Here is a 17,882-nt window from a genome sequence, read left to right on the forward strand (position 1 = left end):
GATACCACCCCAGGGTATGACCGCTGTCACCCCCGAAGCGCCTAACCCTTGGTGGAACCCAGGGTCAGACCGCCGATGAACTGGCGCTGGAGGACGAAGAAGACGACCAGCGTCGGGAGGGCGACCAGGAGCGAGCCCGCGGCCACCAGGTTGTTGTCGACGAAGAACGTGCCCCTGAGGTTCTGCAGAGCCGAGGTGATCGGCATCTTGTCGCCGGTCTGGATCAGCACCAGGGCCCACAGGAAGTCGTTGTAGATCCAGGTGAACTCCAGCGTCGCCAGCGCGGCCAGGGCGGGCCTGCACAGCGGCAGGATCACCTGCCAGTACTGCCGGAACACGCCCGCGCCGTCGACCCGGGCCGCCTCACCCAGCTCCGCCGGGATCGTCTTCATGTAGTTGCTCAGCACGAACACGCAGAACCCGGACTGGAACGCCACGTGGATCAGCACCAGCCCGAGCTGCGAGTCGAGCAACAACCCGCTGTCGCTCAACCAGGACGGCACCGGCGTGAGCAGGTACAGCCGGTACAGCGGCGTCACGATCACCTGCTGCGGCAGCAGGTTGCCCGCGGTGAACAGCACCAGCAGCACCAGGTTGAACCGGAAGCTGTACCGCGACACCCCGTAGGCCACCATCGAGCTGAGCAGCAGCACCAGCACCAGCGCCGGCAGCGTCACGACCAACGTGTTCAGGTAGTAGTGCGGCAGGTCGGCCTGCGTCCACGCCGACGCGAAGTTGTCGAACGTCAGGCTCTCGGCCAGCGAGAAGTAACCGTTGCGCGCGGTGTCGTCGTACGTCCGCAGCGACGCGTACAGCGCCCACAGCAACGGGGCGAGGGTCGCCAGGCACGTCAGCACCAGGAACGCGTGCAGTGCGATGCGGGCCAAAGGGACAGAGCGCGGTCGGACCGTCACGTCCGTCCCTCCTCGCGGAACACCTGGAACAGGTAGGTGATGATGAACCCGAGCGAGATCAGCAGCAGCACCACGGCCAGCGCCGAGCCCCACCCGATCCGGCTCGACTCACCGATGATGTTGTCGGTCACCAGCACGGACAGCAGCTCCAGCCCGTTGCGACCCTTGTTGATCACGTACACGATGTCGAACGCCCGCAGACCCTCGATCACGGTGACCACGAGCACCACCACGTTCACCGGCCTGAGCACCGGGAACGTCACCCGGAAGAACGTCTGCCACGCGTTCGCGCCGTCCAGCGCCGCGGCCTCCTTCAACGCCGGGTCCACCGCCTTCAACCCGGCCAGGTACAGCAGCATGATGTAACCGGTGTGCCGCCACCCGGCCGCCACCAGCACCGCGTACAGGTTGATGTCCGGGTCACCCAGCCAGTTCACCGGGTCGGTGGCGGCCGTGCCGAGCACGTTGTTCAGCAGCCCCTGCTCGGGCTGGTAGATCAGCTGCCAGATGAAGCCGACCAGGGCCAGCGAGAGCACCATCGGCAGGTACAGCGCGCTCTGGTAGATCCGCCCGAACCGCAGCTGCCGGTCCAGCAGCACGGCCAGCAGCAACCCGGCCACGGTCGGCACCACGAGCAGGAACAGCAGCCAGACCAGGTTGTGCTGCAACGCGGGCCAGAACCGCGGGTACCGGGTGAAGATGTCGACGTAGTTCTGGACGCCGACCCACTCGATGTCGGCGAACCCGCCGATCCCGTCCCACGAGGTGAAGGACAGGCCGACGGAGCCGAGCGCGGGCAGCCACACCAGCGCGATGTGCACCAACGACGGGATGCCGAGCATCAGCCCGAGCACGAGCTTGTCACGCGGTGCCAGCGCGGTGGCACGGCGACGCCTGCCGCGCCGGGACGTCGGGGAGGGGGCCGACGTCCCGGCGGGCTCCAAGGGGGACTGGGGGGCCTGCAACGCGGTCACGCCGTCACTCCGTGAAGATCGTCTTCGCCTGGTCGGCCATGCCCTTGAGGATCGAGTCGAGGTCGTCGGGGTTCTGGATGAACGCGTTGAGCCCGTTGGTCGCCGCGTCGCTGGCGAAGCGCGGGTCGGTGTCGCGGTCCAGGAACTGCGTGATGTGCGCGGCTTCCTTGATGACCTGCGCCGACTTCTTCTGCAACGCGTTGTAGCCGGACGTCTCGGCCTTGTTCGAGGTGGCGATCGACGTCGGGTCGGTCTTGAGGTAGGCCAGCTGCGCGGCGGGCGTGGACAGGTACTCCAGCAACTTGCGCGCGCCTTCGGCGTTGGCTGGCTTGCGGGACATCATGTAGCCGTCGATCGGCGCTTCGACGGTGTCCTGGCCGTGCTCGGGGTTGATCTCCGGGTAGGCGAAGAAGTCCAGGTCGTCCAGGTCCGCGCCCTTGAACTGCTGCGCGACGAACGAGCCGAGCAGGTACATGCCCGCCTTGCCCTGCTGCAACGACTGCGCGGCCTCCTGCCATTCCCGGCCGAGCGAGTTCTCCTGGTGGAACGGCAGCAGCCGCTTCCAGGTGTCGAACACCTCCCGGACCTTCGGCCCCTGCCAGTCCTCCTTGCCCGCCATCAGGTCGACGTGGAACTGGTAGCCGTTGATCCGGAAGTTCAGCTGGTCGAACGTGCCCATGCCGGGCCAGCCCTGCTTCTGCGCGAACGCGATCGGCACGAGCCCGTCGGCCTGCATCTTCGTGGACAGCGCGACGAGCTCGTCCAGGGTCTTGGGCTGCTCGTACCCGCGCTGCTGCCACACGCTCTTGCGGTAGAACACGCCCCACGGGTACTGGATGAACGGGATCAGGTACTGCTTGCCGTCCGATGCCGTGGACGCCTCCTTCAACGCGGGCGCGTAGCCGCCGGAGACCTTCGACCACACCTCGCTCAGGTCGCCGGTCAGGCCCTTCTCCGCGAAGAACCGCATCCGGTAGCCCGCGAACCAGGCCAGCACGTCGTCCGGCTTGCCCTGGAGGTAGTTGTTGATCTGCTCCTGGTACTGCTCGTGCTGCTTGGTGTTGATGCCGACCTTCAGGCCCGACTCGCCCTCGAACGACTTGAGCACCGCGGTGATCGCGTCCTTCGGCACCTGGTCGGACAGGTTGTTGCCGAACGACACGGTGTCGGTGGCGGTGGCACCGCCACCGTCGGAGCCGCATGCGGCCAGCCCGGGCACGGCCGCGATGCCCGCTCCCGCGACGATCGCCTTGAGCAGGGCGCGGCGGCCCAGCAGCGGGTGGGGACTGGCGGAGAACCTCGTCATCGTCGCTCCTACGGGTGACACTCGGCGGGTCCCAAGTGAACAAAGAGTCAACAAGAGGCCTCACAATGTGGGCTGCGCCACACGGAATGTCAAGGGTGTTCGAGGGTTGTTGTTGGAGTGTGTTGACGTTCTCGTGACAAATCGACCACTCTTGTGTCATGACGATTTGGCCCACCGGTGTGCGCGGCCTGGCGTGGGGCGCCGACTACAACCCCGAGCAGTGGCCGGAGGACGTCTGGGCTGAGGACGTCGAGCTGATGCGCCGTGCCGGGGTGAACCTGGTGAGCGTGGCGATCTTCTCCTGGGCGCTGCTGGAAGTGGAAGAGGGTCGCTACGAGTTCGGCTGGTTGGACCGCGTGCTCGACCGTTTGCACGCCGGCGGCATCCGGGTCGACCTGGCCACCGCGACCGCCGCGCCGCCGCCCTGGCTGACCACCGCGCACCCCGAGATGCTCCCGGAGACGGCGGACGGTGTCCGGCTGGCGCACGGCTCGCGCCAGTCGTACTGCCCGAGCTCGCCGGTCTACCGGACCAAGGCCGTCGCGCTGGCCCGGGCGATGGCCGAGCGGTACCGCGACCACCCGGCGCTGTCCGCGTGGCACGTCAACAACGAGTACGGCTGCCACGTCTCCCGCTGCTACTGCGACCGGTGCGCGGAGGCGTTCCGGACCTGGCTGCGGGCCCGGCACGGCACGCTGGACGCGCTGAACGAGGCGTGGGGCACGGCGTTCTGGAGCCAGCGCTACTCCTCCTGGGACCAGGTCCTCCCGCCGCGCGCGACGCCGTCGCTCGGCAACCCCGGCCAGCTGCTCGACTTCGACCGGTTCGGCTCCGACGCCCTGCTGGAGCTGTTCAAGGCCGAACGGGACGTGCTGCGCGAGATCACCCCGGACGTGCCGGTGACCACCAACTTCATGGTCACGTGGAACTTCTCCGCGCTGGACTACTGGCGGTGGGCCGCCGAGGTCGACTTCGTCTCCAACGACCACTACACCCGCGCCGAGGACCCCGAGCGGCACGTCGACCTGGCGTTCTCCGCCGACCTCGTGCGTGGGCTGGCGGGTGGGCGGCCGTGGCTGCTGATGGAGCACTCCACGTCGGCGGTGAACTGGCAGCCGCGCAACATCGCCAAGCAGCCCGGCGAGCTGCGGCGCAACTCGTTCGCGCACACCGCGCGCGGCGCGGACGGCACGCTGTTCTTCCAGTGGCGGCAGTCGCGCGCGGGCGCGGAGCGCTACCACTCGGCGATGGTGCCGCACGCGGGTGCGGACACGAAGGTGTTCCGCGAGGTCGAGCAGGTCGGCGCGGAGTACCGGCGGATCGAGGAGCTCGTCGGCTCGACCGTGGACGCGTCGGTGGCGGTCGTGTTCGACTACCAGTCGTGGGCGGCGCTGGACCAGCCCGCGCACCCGACCGCGGACTTCGGCTACCGGGAGCACGTCTTCGGGTACTACCGGGCGTTGTGGCGAGCCGGCGTGACGGTCGACTTCGTGCCGCCGGGCGCGGACCTGTCCGGCTACCGGCTGGTCGTCGTCCCGGCGCTGTACGCGGTGGACGACGCGACGCCGTACGAGCGGTACGTCGCGGGCGGCGGCCACCTGCTGGTCACCTACCTGTCCGGCATCACCGACACGCGCGGCCACGTGCACCTCGGCGGCTACCCCGGCGCGTTCCGCGACCTGCTCGGCGTGCGGACCGAGGAGTTCCACCCGCTGCGGGAGGGCCAGGTGGTGGAGCTGGACGACGGCTCGTCGGCCGCCGTCTGGACCGAGCACCTGCACGCCGACGCCGCGAAGGTGGTCGCCTCCTACACCGACGGCCCGCTGCCGGGGGTGCCCGCCGTGACCCGCAACGAGCACGGCGACGGTGTCGCCTGGTACGTGGCGTGCGGCCGCACCGGCGACGGGTTGGACCGGCAGCTGCGCACGGTGCTCGACCAAGCGGGCGTGGACCACGTCGGCCCCGGCGGCGGTGACCTCGAAGTGGTGCGTCGGCGCGGTGAGGTGGCCGGCTCCGCCGTATCGTGGCTGGTCGCGGTCAACCACGGGGGCGGCGACGCCGAGCTGCCCGCGGTGGGTGTCGAGCTGCTGTCCGGTGCGCGGGCGTCGGGCCGCGTGGTCGTGCCCGCCGGCGGCGTGGTCGTGATCAGGGAAGAAGAGGTGTGACGTGCTGGCACGTCAACGACAAGCGGTGATCCTCGAAGAGGTGCGCCGCACCGGTGCCGTGCGGGTGAGCGACCTGGTCGTCCGGCTGGGCGTCTCGGACATGACCGTGCGCCGGGACCTGGACGTGCTGGCCACCCGCGGCCTGGTGGAGAAGGTCTACGGCGGCGCCACGTCCGTGGTCGGCCGCAGCACCGACGAGCCCGGTTTCGAGGCCAAGTCGGTGCGCCAGCTGCCGGAGAAGGAGGCCATCGCCGCGTTCGCCGCGGGCCTGGTGCGCCCCGGCACCGCCATCGGCCTGTCCGCGGGCACCACCACGTGGACGCTGGCCCGGTTCCTCGACGACATCCCGGACCTGACCGTGGTGACCAACTCGATCCGGGTCGCCGACGTGCTCCAGCAGAGCGGCCGCACCGACCGCACGGTGGTGCTCACCGGTGGCGTGCGCACGCCGTCGGACGCGCTGGTCGGGCCGGTGGCCGTGCAGGCGCTGCGGTCGCTGCACCTGGACGTGGTGTTCCTGGGCGTGCACGGCATGGCCGAGCGCTCCGGCTTCACCACGCCCAACCTGAACGAGAGCGAGACCGACCGCGCGCTGGTCGACGCGGCCGGCCGGGTCGTCGTGGTCGCCGACCACACCAAGTGGGGCACCGTCGGCATCTCCACCATCGCCGCGCTGGACGAGGCGAACGTGCTGGTGACCGACGAGGGATTGGCCGAGCCCGCCCGCGCGGTGCTCGGCGAGCAGGTGGGCGAACTGGTCCTGGCGCACGTGCCGGGGCGCGGAGAGGAACTGGCGTGAGGCGCACGGCGGGGAAGCTGGCCGACGGTCGCGAGATCATCTACTTCGACGACACCCCGGACGCGCCGCCGCGCGACGCGGTCGACACCCGCGACCTGCCCCGCGCGCAGCCGCTGTCGGAGGTGCGGCGCGACCCGTTGACCGGCGAGTGGGTGGCGATCGCCGCGCACCGGCAGACCCGCACCTACAAGCCGCCCGCCGACCTGTGCCCGCTGTGCCCGTCCGCGCCCGGCAAGCCGACCGAGATCCCCGACCCCGGCTACGACGTGGTGGTCTTCGAGAACCGGTTCCCGTCGTTCGCGCAGGGCGTGCCGGAGCTGCCGTCCACTGTGGACGGAATGCCGATGGTGGCGCGGGCGGCCGGGCGCGGACGGTGCGAGGTCATGTGCTTCACCTCCGACCACGACACGTCGTTCGGCTCGCTGCCCGCGTCCCGGGTGCGCACGGTCGTGGACGCGTGGGCCGACCGCACCGAGGCGTTGAACGCGACGCCGGGCGTCGAGCAGGTCTTCCCGTTCGAGAACCGGGGCGAAGAGATCGGCGTGACGCTGTCGCACCCGCACGGCCAGATCTACGGCTACCCCTTCGTGACCCCGAAGACGGAACGGATGCTCGCCGTCGCGGCGGACTACCAGGCGTCACACGGCCGTCCACTGATGGGTGACGTACTTGCGGCCGAACGTGCGGCCGGCACCCGAATCGTCGCCGAGGGCGAGCACTGGTCGGCGTTCGTGCCCGCCGCGGCCCGCTGGCCGGTCGAGGTGCACCTCGTCCCGCACCGCCAGGTGCCGGACCTGCCCGCCCTGACCGACGCCGAGCGGGACGACTTCGCGGCCCTCTACCTGACCGTGCTGCACCGCCTCGACGCGCTCTACGACCGCCCGCTGCCCTACATCGCGGCGTGGCACCAGGCGCCCGTGCGCACCGGCCGTGACCTGGCCTGGCTGCACCTGGAGGTGTTCTCGGTCCTGCGCACCGCGGACAAGCTCAAGTACCTGGCGGGCTCCGAGTCGGGCATGGGCGTGTGGATCAACGACGCGACCCCCGAGCAGATCGCGGAGAGGCTGCGCGGCCCGGTCTCCGGCTGAGCCGACCGGCGGGACTCACAACTGATGCCCAGTTTCGTTTAAGGCTGCTCTCAGGCGGGCACCGCACAGTGGTGGACATGACCGAGAACGAGCAGCCGCAGCAGCCACCGCAGTCTCAGCCGCCTCAGCAGCAGAGCCCGTGGGCGCGCGGCGGCGGCGCCGGGCTCGGTCATGACGACGCCGGCTTCCAGCAGCAGGGTGCTGGTCGGCCGGACGCCGGCGAGGCGGGTGCCGTGCAGGGCGGCGCCGGCGTGCCGGAGTCCACGGGTGCGCGGGGAGCCTGGCAGGGAGGCCCCGCGCGGCCGGAGGACGTGACCGACGGGTCGGCCGGTGCTCCGCAGGGGAGCACCGACCGACCCGCCGACGCCGGTCTCCCGGACCCCGCCCTCTACCCGGACAGCGTCACCACGGGTCACGCAGGTCAGGCTGGGCACGCGGGCCAGGCGGGCCAGGCTGGGCACGCGGGTCAGGCTGGGTACGCGGGTCACTCATCGAACTTCGGCTCGCCGGCCGCTCACCAGAGCGCCGCCGAGCCCGTGCCCGGGTCGCCGGAGGCGCGGTCGCGTCCCGGCCACCCGGATGACTTCGGCTCACCGGCCGCCTCGCAGGGTGCCGCCGGTGGGTCGGGAACCGGTCAGGCGGGTGCCGTGCAGGGCGGTGCCGGTCCGACCGGAGCAGGTGTGGCCGGCGCCGTGCAGGGCGGCGCGGGCCAGGCCGGAACCGGTGGGTCCGGCGCCGTGCAGGGCGGCGCCGGACTGCCGGGACCCGGGCCGGAGGCCTGGCAGGGTGGCTTCCACCGGCCGGAGCACACCGGTCCGTACGGCGTGCCGCAGGGCATGTCCCAAAACGTGTCCCACAACGTGTCCCAGGGTGGCGCCGCACACGACTCGGGCGCGCCGGGCCCGTACTACGCGCAACCCGGATCGGTCGCCGCCCCGCCGCGGCCGCGGGGGCGTGGCAAGGTCGTGGCGGGTGTCGCCGCGCTCGTGCTCGCCGTCGGCGGCGTCGCGGGCGGTGTCGGCGGGTACGTCGGCTTCCAGGCCGCCGAGGACTCGCGACCGGTGGTCAACGCGCTCGACCAGCCGCAACCGGCGCGGCAGAGCTCCGACGCACCGGCGGGCTCGATCGAGCAGGTCGCCCAGAAGGTCCTGCCGACCGTGGTCCAGGTGCAGGTCAGCGGTGGCGCCGGGTCCGGTTTCACGCTCAGCTCCGACGGCCTGGTGCTCACCAACAACCACGTGGTCGAGTCCGCCGCGGCCGGTGGCGCCATCAAGGTCAAGCTCCAGGACGGCCGCTCGTTCGACGCGAAGATCGTCGGCCGCGACCCGACGTCCGACCTGGCCGTGGTCAAGGCGGAGGACGTCTCCGGCCTGCCCGTCGCCGAACTCGGCAACTCCGGCGACCTGAAGATCGGCCAGGAGGTCGTCGCGGTCGGCTCGCCGTTCGACCTCAACGGCACGGTCACGTCCGGCATCGTGAGCTCGCTCAACCGCCCGGTGCGCGCCGGCGGCCAGCAGGGCGGCGTGGACACCGTGCTCAACGCCATCCAGACCGACGCCGCGATCAACCCCGGCAACTCCGGCGGCCCGCTGGTGAACATGCGCGGCCAGGTCGTCGGCATCAACTCGGCCATCTACAGCCCGAACTCCGGCCAGTCCGCGCAGGGCGGCTCGGTCGGCATCGGCTTCGCCATCCCGGTCGACCAGGCCAGGCGCACGGCCAAGGAGCTGTCCGAGACCGGCAAGGCCACGCAGACCGTGCTGGGCGTCCAGGTGGGCGACGCGCCCCGGGGTGGCGCCGAGGTGCGCAACGTGACCGGCGGCGGCGCGGCCGAGGCGGCGGGCGTCAAGACCGGTGACGTGATCACCAAGTTCGGCGACCGGCCCATCGACACCTCCGACGCCCTGGTCGCAGCCGTGCGGTCCCGCGCGCCGGGCGAGAAGGTGCAGGTCACGATCGGCGCGGACCGCACGGTCGAGGTGACGCTGGGCAGCCAGCCGGTCGAGGTCCGCTAGTAGGTCCGCCAGACGGACCGTTCAGACCACCGGCTCGACGTGCCCCGGGCCGGTTGTGGAGGCCGCACCCGGCAGGTTCCCCTCACCTGCCGGCGTGCGGCCTCTTGCGGTCTGCGGCAGTGCTTCTGGCTCGGCCCGGGAGGACCGGCGCGGAGCCGACGGTCGGCTGCCGGCCCTCGTCCGCAGTGGATCGGCCGCGTTCCACGACACCGCCTCGCGCTTGCGCCACACTGGCCGCAGCGGCCATACCCCCCTGTTGACCAACTGGTGAGGCGCGAGATGGATGGGACGACCGGGCGGGTGCTCGTCGTGGACGACGACGTGACCGTGCGCGACGTGGTGCGCCGCTACCTGGAGCTGGCCGGGCACGAGGTCGAGCTGGTCGGCGACGGCGAGAGCGCCCTGCGCCGGTTCGCCGAGCGCGAGCCGGACCTGGTGGTGCTGGACCTGATGCTGCCGGGCGTCGACGGGCTGGAGGTCTGCCGCCGGCTGCGGGTCCGCAGCGCGGTGCCGGTGGTGATGTTGACCGCGCTGGGCGAGGAGGAGGACCGGATCGCCGGGCTCCAGCTCGGCGCGGACGACTACGTGACCAAGCCGTTCAGCCCGCGCGAGCTGGCGTTGCGGGTGACGTCGGTGCTGCGCCGGTCGCGGGTGACGGCGGCACGCTCGTCGGTGCCGGGGGATGGGGGGTTGCGTGACGGCGGGCTGAAGGTCGACGTCGGCGCGCGGTCGGTGTGGCTGGACGGGCGGGAGCTGTCGCTGACCACGCGGGAGTTCGACCTGCTGGTGTTCTTCCTGACCCACCGGGGCACCGCGTTCGGCCGGGGTGAGCTGCTGTCGCGGGTGTGGGGCTGGGAGTTCGGCGACCAGTCCACTGTGACCGTCCACGTGCGACGGTTGCGGGAGAAGGTGGAGGCCGACCCGGCGCGGCCGGTGCGGATAGCCACCGTGTGGGGTGTCGGCTACCGGTACGACGGCGGTGCGTGATGCTGGTCGAGCTCTACCACATCCTGCCGTACGCGGTGCTGTTCTCGCTGCCGCTGGCGCTGCTCGGGGCGGTGGTGCTGCGGCGGTTGTGGAGCGGGTCGCTGGCCACCGCGCTGACCGTGCTGGCGATCGTGCCGGTGGTGGCGACGATCGGCGGCGTGCTGGCGGTGAGCGGGTTCATGTTCACCCCGATCCTCACCACGACCGTGCTGGTCTGCCTGCTGGTGGCGCTGGTGACGGTGCCGACGGCGGTGCTGCTGGGCCGGGCGCTGGCGCGGCGCAGCGTGTGGGAGCGCGAGGCGCGGGCGCGGGAACGGGCCGCCGAGGCGTCCCGGCGCGAGCTGGTGGCGTGGATCAGCCACGACCTGCGCACGCCGTTGGCCGGTATCCGGGCGATGGCCGAGGCGCTGGAGGACGGGGTGGTCTCTCGGCGCGACGAGGTCGCCCGGTACGCGGGGCGGATCTCCACCGAGGCTTCGGCGCTGTCCGGGATGGTGGACGACCTGTTCGAGCTGTCCCGCATCACCGCGGGTGCGTTGCGGCTGACGCTGTCGGAGGTGTCGCTGGCGGACGTGGTGAGCGGGGTCGTGGCGGCGGAGGGCCCGGTCGCCTCGCGCAAGGGCGTGCGGGTGGAGGCCGAGGCGGCGACGTGGCCGGTGGTGCTGGGCAGCGATCCGGAGTTGGCGCGGGTGGTGCGCAACCTGCTGTCCAACGCGATCCGGCACACCCCGCCGGACGGGACGGTCGCCGTGCGGGTGGGCGTCGAGGGGTCGTCGGCGCTGCTGCGCGTGGACGACGCCTGCGGCGGCATCCCCGAGGCCGACCTGCCCAGGGTGTTCGACGTGGCGTTCCGCGGCGTGCCGCACCGGCAGCCGGTCGGCGGCGGTCTGGGGCTGGCGATCGCGCGTGGCCTGGTCGAGGCACACGAGGGCACGATCGCGGCCCGCAACCACGGGCCCGGCTGCCGGTTCGAGGTGCGGTTGCCGCTCAGCGCCGGGGGGCCGTTGTGACCTGCTCGACCCCCGGCCGCGCCGGGGTGGGTGGCGGTCACGGAACCGTCGGATCCGGTGATTGGTTACGGTGACGCGCATGGAACGCAGCGCGCAGCGCCTGGGACGCGCCCTTGTCGTGATCGTGGACGATCGGGTGGCGCACGGTGAGCACGACGACAGCACAGGACCGCTGGTCACCGAGTTGCTGGAGGAAGCAGGGTTCATCGTCGACGGCACGGTCGCGGTGGAGGGTGAGGTCGTGGGCATCCGCGCCGCACTGAACACCGCGGTCATCGGTGGGGTCGACCTGGTGGTCACCGTCGGCGGCACCGGCGTGTCGCCGCGCGACGTCACACCGGACGCCACACAGGGCGTGCTCGACCGGCCGATCAGTGGCATCGCGGAGGCGCTCCGGGCCTCGGGGTTGGCGGCGGGAGCCGTCGACGCGGGTATCTCGCGAGGGCTGGTCGGCGTGTCCGGCAGCACCCTGGTGGTGAACCTGGCCGGGTCGCGGTCGGCGGTGCGGGACGGCATGGCGACGTTGTCGGCGCTGGTGCCGTACGTGATCGAACAGCTGTCGGGTCTCGACGAGTCATGACCGAGCCGGCTGACGACGCCGTCGCTCCTGATTCCGCCGGCGGGGCTGCTGGTGGTGAGCCTGCTGCTGGTGGTGCTGGGCCTGCTGCTGGTGGGCCTGCGGGCGGCGGTGCTGCTGCGGAGGAGGCGGCGCGGCGTCGTCGGTTGGCGGAGGTGTTCGGTGACGTGCTGCCGGAGGGCTCGGCGGACGAGCCGCGCCCGAGTGGGCGCGACGACCGGTGGTACGAGGAGAACCGGCCGCCGCACCACGGCGGTTAGGCGTCCAGGGGCGGGCCGAGGATCGGTGGCCGGCGGAAGGGCCGGCCACCCACGGCCGTGAGGCGTCGGTCCGGGCGGCCTCCGACAGCTGTGAGCTGTTGTCCGGGTGCTCGTGGCGGGGTCAGTCCTGGCGCTGGCGTTGGGCGGCGAGGAGGTCGCGGATCTCCTTGAGCAGCTCGACGTCGGTCGGCTCGGACGGACCGGCCTCCTCGCCCCGCTTGCGCCGCTCCTTCAGCTTGTTCATCGGCAGCACGAAGATGAAGTAGACGATCGCGGCCACGATCAGGAAGTTGATCAAGGCTGTGATGATCGCGCCGAAGTCCATGACGGTCTTGTCGTTGTCGCCGAGCTGCACGGCCAGGCCGTTGACGTTGCTGCCGCCGAACAGCGCGATGATCGGGTTGATCAGGTGCGACGTGAACGCGTTGACGATGGCGGTGAACGCGGCGCCGATGACCACCGCCACGGCGAGGTCGATCACGTTGCCGCGCATGAGGAAGTCCTTGAAGCCCTTGATCATGGTGGCTCCTCCGTTCGGGGTGTGGGTGGTGGGGCGGGGTGTGGGTGTGGGTGTGGCCAGGTCAGCGGAGGGTAACCGCTCGGGTTCGGCTCGGTGACGCTCCGGGTACGTGTGTCGCCTCTACGCCTCTACGCCTCTACGCGGAGCGGCGGGCGACCTCCTGGACGGACCACGTGTTGCCGTCCGGGTCGTCGAAGAAGATGAAGGAGTTGTAGTCGGCGCCGGCCGGGTCCCGTCCGGGTGCCATCGCGCCGTTCTCGAAGTGCTGGGGCCCGGAGTTGCCGACCCCGTTCGCTTCGAGGTGGGCGTGGGCGGCTTCGATGTCGGAGACGACCAGTTGGCAGCCCTTGAGCGAGCCGGGCGCGCCGCTGTCGCCGAGGCCCTTGCCGAAGACGAGGGAACACGCCGAGCCCGGTGGGGTGACTTGGACGACGCGGAAGGCGTCACCGTCGCCGGCGCGGTGGTCGGTGTCGAGGGTGAAGCCGAGTGTGTCGGTGTAGAAGGCCTTGGCGCGGTCGACGTCGGATACGGGGACGATGACGACTTCCAGTTTCCAGTCCATGGTGTTCTCCCTGGTGTGGGGGGTGGGGTGGTTGCGCTCTCGGGTCCGGCTCGATTTGACATGGGGCCCTTACGGGCACCCCAGGCAGGCCGAAGCCATGTCAAATCGAGCCTCGGTGGGGGTGCGCCGGGGCCGTTGTGGGCGTTGTGGGTGCGCTGCGGGGCCGGGGGAGGGCAGGGGTTAGCGGAGGGTTAGGGCGACTGGGCCGGTCAGGGATTCGGTGGCTATTTGGTGGGCGGCGGTTCGGGTGGTGGAGATGATGGCCAGGTTGCCCTCGCGGACTGTGACTACGGAGGCGTCGGAGGCGAGGACTTGGGCGCTTGGGCCTACTACGTCGACTCGGCTGCCCGGTCTCAGCAGGCCGGCCAGGGCGGAGTCGGATAGGCGGACGGCTACTGATGACACGTCCGGGTCGATCGGGGTTAAGCGGGCGTCGGTTAGTGGTTCGCCCGATCGTGCGGCGGAGATGAGGGTGCGGCCCAGGGCGTCGGATCGGGGGATTGCGCCTGCGGGGGAGAGGGCGGGGGGTACGGCGACGGTCCGCACGTCCTCAGGGCCCAGGGGCACGCCTGGGGCGAGGTCGTGGGCGGCGACGAGGAGGTCGACGGTCGTGTTGTCCGGGAGCACGGCCACGCCGATGGCTACCAGGGCCAGCAGGGCCGCCAGGATCCTTCTCAGGTGCAGGAGCATGGTCCCGACGTTAGGGACTGGGTGTTCGGGGGGACAGCGGGAACCCCCGAGTTGTGGACAACTCGGGGGCTGTGGACAACTGGTGGGTCAGGAGGCGGCGGCGGCCGGGGTGGTGGAGGTCGCGGTCTCGGTCTTCTTGGCGGCGGGCGCCTCGCTCTTCGGAGCCGACGACGAACGGCTGTCGGTCCGGTAGAAGCCGCTGCCCTTGAAGACGACACCGACCGCGCCGTAGAGCTTGCGCAGCTTGCCGGAGCACTCGGGGCACGCGGTCAGCGCGGTGTCCGAGAAGGACTGCACCGCTTCGAACCGGTGGTCGCACTCGGTGCAGGCGTACTGGTAGGTCGGCACGGTGAGCCCTCCACGAGTCCTGGTTGGCACTCCTCCGTCACGAGTGCCAACAACGATGATGCGCCACCCGGCATATGTGGCGCAAACATCACAGGTCAACGTCACAGCGACGTGGCCAACGGCAGCCGCACGACCCCCCGTCCGGGTGTCAGCACCGCGTCCACCCGGACGTCGTGCGGTTCCGCCGGCAGCGACGGCACGAACTCCTCGTCGCGCACAAGAGCCACTTTCGGACCTGTGTACAACCTCAGCGACCGGTCGTAGTAGCCCCCGCCCTTGCCCAACCGCACCCCGGAGTGGTCGACCGCCAGCGCCGGCACCAGCACCAACGCCGCCGAGTGCACCTGCGCCGCACCCAGCAACGGGCCGACCGGTTCCCGCAGGCCGTACGCGCCCACGCGCAGCCGGCCGTCGTACGCGGCCCAGTCCAGGTCGTTGCCGACGACCACGGGCAGCAGCACCCGCAGTCCGCGCGACCGCAGGGCGTCCACCATGGCGAGCGAGCCCGGCTCCAAGGGCGAAGCGACGTAGGCACAGACGGTCTCACCAGCGGAAACCGTGAACTCGGTGAGGGTGAGCAGCACCTCGGTCGACAGCGCGGGCATCACCGCGCCGCGCCGGGCGGCCCGCAGCCGTGCGCGCAGAGTCGCCTTCCGATCACGTTCACCGGACGTCATGGCAGGTCACCCTAAGCGCGCCGTTACGCTCGCAGCTCATGAGCGCCTTCCAGACAGCAATCGTGCCGGCGGCAGGCCTGGGCACGCGCTTCCTCCCCACCACCAAAGCGGTGCCCAAGGAGCTGCTGCCGGTCGTCGACACCCCCGGCATCGAGCTGGTCGCCACCGAAGCCGCCGAAGCGGGCGCGACGAAGCTCGTGATCGTGACCTCGCCCGGCAAGGACGCGGTGGCGGAGTACTTCCGCCCGCAGCCGGAGCTGGAGGCGACGCTCGAGGAGCGCGGCAAGACCGACCTGCTCGCCAAGGTCCGCCGCGCGTCGAACCTGCTCACCGTCGAGACCGCGCTCCAGGACAAGGCCCTGGGCCTCGGCCACGCGGTCGGCTGCGCCGAGGGCAACCTGACCGGCGCGGACGAGGCCGTCGCCGTGCTGCTGCCGGACGACCTCGTGCTGCCCACGGGCGTGCTGAAGACGATGGCTGCGGTCCGCGAGAAGCACGGCGGCAGCGTGCTGTGCGCGTTCGACATCCCCAGGGACCAGATCTCCGCCTACGGCGTCTTCGACGTCGAGGACACCGGTGAGGACGACGTCAAGCGGGTCGTCGGCATGGTCGAGAAGCCCAAGCCGGAGGACGCGCCGTCGACGTTCGCCGCGGCCGGCCGCTACCTGCTCGACCGGGCGATCTTCGACGCGCTCAAGCGCATCACGCCCGGCGCGGGCGGCGAGCTCCAGCTCACCGACGCCATCGCGCTGCTGATCAACGAGGGTCACCCGGTGCACGTCGTGGTCCACCGGGGTGGGCGACACGACCTGGGCAATCCGGGGGGATTCCTCAAAGCTGCGGTTGACTTCGCACTTGAGCACCCGGATTACGGGCCCGAGCTGGGGGAGTGGTTGCGGGCACGCCTCGCCGACTCCTGAACGAGGTCAACACATGAGGTCAGTGGACGAGCAGCTCGCCAAGGTGGTCGCCGCCGCCGTGCGGCCGGCCCCCGTGCGGGTGGCCATCTCCGAGTCGCAGGGCCTGCTCTGCGCCGAGGAGGTCGTCGCCGAGCGCGCGTTGCCCGGTTTCGACCAGGCGGCGGTCGACGGCTACGCCGTGCGCAGCGTCGACGTGCAGGCCGCCAACGAGGAACCGGTCACGCTTCCCGTGGTCGGCGAGATCCCCGCGGGGTCGCGCCAGCCCAGACGGCTGCAACCCGGCCAGGCGGTCCGGGTCGCGACCGGCGCGCCGCTGCCGACGCTGGCCGACGCCGTGGTGCCCCTGGCCTACATCGACGGCGGCGACACCGACGGGCACCCGGTGAAGGTGACCGTGCGGCGCTCGGTGCCGTCCGCGGCGTTCGTCCGGCGCACCGGCGAGGACGTGCAGACCGGTGACGTCGCGGTGCGCCGCGGCGCGTCCATCGGCGCCGCCCAGGTCGGCCTGCTCGCCGCGGTCGGCCGCAACAAGGTGCTGGTCCACCCCCGGCCGCGGGTGTCGGTGATCTCGATCGGCGAGGAGCTGGTCGACGTCGACCGCACCCCCGGCCAGGGGCAGGTCTACGACGTCAACTCCTACGCGCTGGCCGCCGCGGCGCGGGACGCGGGGGCCGAGGTCAGCCGGGTCGGGATCCAGTCGTCCGACCCGCGCCGGATGCGGGAGGTCGTCGAGGGCAGGTTGCTGCTGTCGGAGATCGTGGTCGTCGCGGGTGGCGTCGGGGGCGTCATCGGCGACGAGGTGCGTGCCGCGCTCGCCGACCTCGGTGACGTCGACGTGACCAGGGTGGCCATGCACCCCGGCTCGGTGCAGGGCTTCGGCCGGCTCGGACCGGACGCGGTGCCGACGTTCCTGCTGCCCGCGAACCCGATGAGCGCCCTGGTCGTTTTCGAAGTGCTGGTGCGTCCGCTGATCCGGGCCGCGCTGGGCAAGCGCAACCCGTACCGGCGGGCGGTCAGCGCGCGGCTGCTGTCGCCGCTGACCTCGACCAAGGGGCGGCGCGGCTACCTGCGCGGCCAGCTGCTGCGCGACGCGGACAACGGCGAGTACCTGGTGCAGCCGCTGGGTACCTCCGGGTCGCACCTGCTGGCGTCGTTGGCCGAGGCGAACTGCCTGATCATGGTCGACGAGGACGTGACCGACGTGGCGGTCGGCGAGGAGATCATGGTCAGCTTCCTCGCCCAACGAGGGTGAATGCCCGGCGAGAAGACGAGCACAGAGGGGATAGATGAGTTTCGCGGGTGACGGTGGTCGGCACCCCGGCTGGCCCGCGCGGCTCGGACCGCTGCGCGTCGACGCGGGTCTGGTGGCGCTGCGCCCGCCGAAGCTGTTCGACGCCTCGGCGTGGTCGCGGGCCCGGCTGCGCGACCGGGCGTACCTGGAGGACTGGGAGCCCACGGCCGCCGAGGGGTGGCACGAGCGCAACTCGCCGCTGGCGTGGCCCGCGCAGTGGTCGTCGCTGAAGTCCCTGGCCCGGCGCGGCCAGGCGCTGCCGTTCGTGATCACCGTGGACGGCGAGCCGGCCGGGCAGATCACCGTGGGCAACATCGTGCGCGGCTCGCTGCGCTCGGCGTGGGTCGGCTACTGGGTGGCGGCCGACCGGGCGCGCGGCGGCGTGGCCACGGCGGCGCTGGCGCTCGTGGTGGACCACTGCTTCGGCGAGGGCGGGCTGCACCGGCTGGAGGCGACCGTCCGCCCGGAGAACGGGGCCAGCCTCCGGGTGCTAGCCAAGGCCGGTTTCCGCGAGGAGGGCCTGTTCCGGCGGTACCTCGACGTGGCAGGCGACTGGCGCGACCACCTCTGCTTCGCGATGACCGCCGAGGAGACCGCGCCGGAAGGATTGGTACGCCGATTGGTCGCACAGGGATACGCCCGAACTGCCTGATCTGCGGGCCGACCGGCTTATTCGGATCACCCGAAAGTGGGTGATACACCACACTTTGGTACGTACGCCAGTCGGCGTGCCTCCGACACAGGTGTGACTGTTGTGACTAGCGTGGCATGCGCACCAC

At 71.4% G+C, this 17,882-nt stretch carries 19 protein-coding genes; 11 read left to right on the plus strand and 8 right to left on the minus strand.

Annotated elements, in window-relative coordinates:
• Positions 1–41 precede the first annotated feature (41 nt).
• From ACYVLT_RS24030 to ACYVLT_RS24040, 3 genes are read right to left on the minus strand one after another with little or no spacing between them, the layout of a single operon-like run.
• Entirely contained in the window at positions 42–914 is an 873-nt protein-coding gene (locus ACYVLT_RS24030; protein ID WP_461122461.1) for a carbohydrate ABC transporter permease, read from the minus strand.
• Positions 911–1,888, minus strand: coding sequence for a carbohydrate ABC transporter permease (locus ACYVLT_RS24035; protein ID WP_461122462.1), 978 nt, complete (start codon positions 1,886–1,888; stop codon positions 911–913). Before ACYVLT_RS24035 ends, ACYVLT_RS24030 begins: the two co-directional genes overlap by 4 nt.
• Positions 1,889–1,892: 4 nt before the next feature.
• Positions 1,893–3,194 (minus strand): ABC transporter substrate-binding protein, encoded by a 1,302-nt coding sequence (locus tag ACYVLT_RS24040; protein ID WP_461122463.1) that lies wholly within the window; start codon positions 3,192–3,194, stop codon positions 1,893–1,895.
• Positions 3,195–3,352: 158 nt separating this feature from the next.
• Between ACYVLT_RS24040 and ACYVLT_RS24045 the strand changes: the two genes are divergently transcribed.
• From ACYVLT_RS24045 to ACYVLT_RS24080, 8 genes are all read left to right on the plus strand, one after another.
• The gene (locus ACYVLT_RS24045) at positions 3,353–5,359 is read left to right on the plus strand and encodes a beta-galactosidase (RefSeq protein WP_461122464.1); all 2,007 of its coding nucleotides are present in this window, start codon (positions 3,353–3,355) and stop codon (positions 5,357–5,359) included.
• A 1-nt stretch (position 5,360) separates the two neighbouring features.
• Entirely contained in the window at positions 5,361–6,158 is a 798-nt protein-coding gene (locus tag ACYVLT_RS24050) for a DeoR/GlpR family DNA-binding transcription regulator (RefSeq protein ID WP_360461781.1), read from the plus strand.
• On the plus strand, positions 6,155–7,246 hold the full coding sequence (gene galT / locus ACYVLT_RS24055; RefSeq protein ID WP_461122465.1) for a galactose-1-phosphate uridylyltransferase: 1,092 nt from the start codon (positions 6,155–6,157) through the stop codon (positions 7,244–7,246). The genes ACYVLT_RS24050 and galT overlap by 4 nt, the downstream gene beginning before the upstream one ends.
• A 77-nt stretch (positions 7,247–7,323) precedes the next feature.
• Positions 7,324–9,261 carry a S1C family serine protease gene (locus ACYVLT_RS24060; RefSeq protein ID WP_461122466.1) on the plus strand — a complete coding sequence of 646 codons (1,938 nt, stop codon included), beginning with the start codon at positions 7,324–7,326 and terminating at the stop codon, positions 9,259–9,261.
• 279 nt (positions 9,262–9,540) lie between these two features.
• Positions 9,541–10,248, plus strand: coding sequence for a response regulator transcription factor (locus tag ACYVLT_RS24065; RefSeq protein ID WP_461122467.1), 708 nt, complete (start codon positions 9,541–9,543; stop codon positions 10,246–10,248).
• Positions 10,248–11,258, plus strand: coding sequence for a sensor histidine kinase (locus tag ACYVLT_RS24070; protein WP_461122788.1), 1,011 nt, complete (start codon positions 10,248–10,250; stop codon positions 11,256–11,258). The genes ACYVLT_RS24065 and ACYVLT_RS24070 overlap by 1 nt, the downstream gene beginning before the upstream one ends.
• A gap of 79 nt (positions 11,259–11,337) precedes the next feature.
• On the plus strand, positions 11,338–11,838 hold the full coding sequence (locus ACYVLT_RS24075; RefSeq protein WP_053719418.1) for a MogA/MoaB family molybdenum cofactor biosynthesis protein: 501 nt from the start codon (positions 11,338–11,340) through the stop codon (positions 11,836–11,838).
• Positions 11,835–12,095 (plus strand): hypothetical protein, encoded by a 261-nt coding sequence (locus ACYVLT_RS24080; RefSeq protein WP_461122800.1) that lies wholly within the window; start codon positions 11,835–11,837, stop codon positions 12,093–12,095. Before ACYVLT_RS24075 ends, ACYVLT_RS24080 begins: the two co-directional genes overlap by 4 nt.
• Positions 12,096–12,216: 121 nt before the next feature.
• On the opposite strand, the gene mscL is transcribed toward ACYVLT_RS24080, so the two are convergent.
• The 5 genes from mscL to ACYVLT_RS24105 form a co-directional block, all read right to left on the minus strand.
• Complete coding sequence (gene mscL, locus ACYVLT_RS24085; protein ID WP_461122468.1) at positions 12,217–12,615, minus strand: large-conductance mechanosensitive channel protein MscL; 399 nt, start codon at positions 12,613–12,615, stop codon at positions 12,217–12,219.
• Positions 12,616–12,751: 136 nt separating this feature from the next.
• Entirely contained in the window at positions 12,752–13,177 is a 426-nt protein-coding gene (locus ACYVLT_RS24090; RefSeq protein WP_461122469.1) for a glyoxalase superfamily protein, read from the minus strand.
• A 180-nt stretch (positions 13,178–13,357) separates the two neighbouring features.
• Complete coding sequence (locus ACYVLT_RS24095) at positions 13,358–13,867, minus strand: SAF domain-containing protein (RefSeq protein ID WP_461122470.1); 510 nt, start codon at positions 13,865–13,867, stop codon at positions 13,358–13,360.
• An 87-nt stretch (positions 13,868–13,954) separates the two neighbouring features.
• On the minus strand, positions 13,955–14,215 hold the full coding sequence (locus ACYVLT_RS24100; RefSeq protein WP_461122471.1) for an FmdB family zinc ribbon protein: 261 nt from the start codon (positions 14,213–14,215) through the stop codon (positions 13,955–13,957).
• 101 nt (positions 14,216–14,316) lie between these two features.
• Positions 14,317–14,892, minus strand: a complete 576-nt coding sequence (locus ACYVLT_RS24105) for a 5-formyltetrahydrofolate cyclo-ligase (RefSeq protein ID WP_461122472.1) — start codon at positions 14,890–14,892, stop codon at positions 14,317–14,319.
• Between the two features lie 38 nt (positions 14,893–14,930).
• Between ACYVLT_RS24105 and ACYVLT_RS24110 the strand changes: the two genes are divergently transcribed.
• From ACYVLT_RS24110 to ACYVLT_RS24120, 3 genes are read left to right on the plus strand one after another with little or no spacing between them, the layout of a single operon-like run.
• Positions 14,931–15,812 (plus strand): UTP--glucose-1-phosphate uridylyltransferase, encoded by an 882-nt coding sequence (locus tag ACYVLT_RS24110; protein WP_461122473.1) that lies wholly within the window; start codon positions 14,931–14,933, stop codon positions 15,810–15,812.
• A 13-nt stretch (positions 15,813–15,825) separates the two neighbouring features.
• Positions 15,826–17,064: a molybdotransferase-like divisome protein Glp gene (gene glp / locus ACYVLT_RS24115; RefSeq protein ID WP_461122474.1), complete on the plus strand. Its 1,239-nt coding sequence runs from the start codon at positions 15,826–15,828 to the stop codon at positions 17,062–17,064.
• 34 nt (positions 17,065–17,098) lie between these two features.
• On the plus strand, positions 17,099–17,755 hold the full coding sequence (locus tag ACYVLT_RS24120) for a GNAT family N-acetyltransferase (protein WP_461122475.1): 657 nt from the start codon (positions 17,099–17,101) through the stop codon (positions 17,753–17,755).
• Positions 17,756–17,882 lie beyond the last annotated feature (127 nt).

The organism is Saccharothrix stipae, from assembly GCF_054781895.1.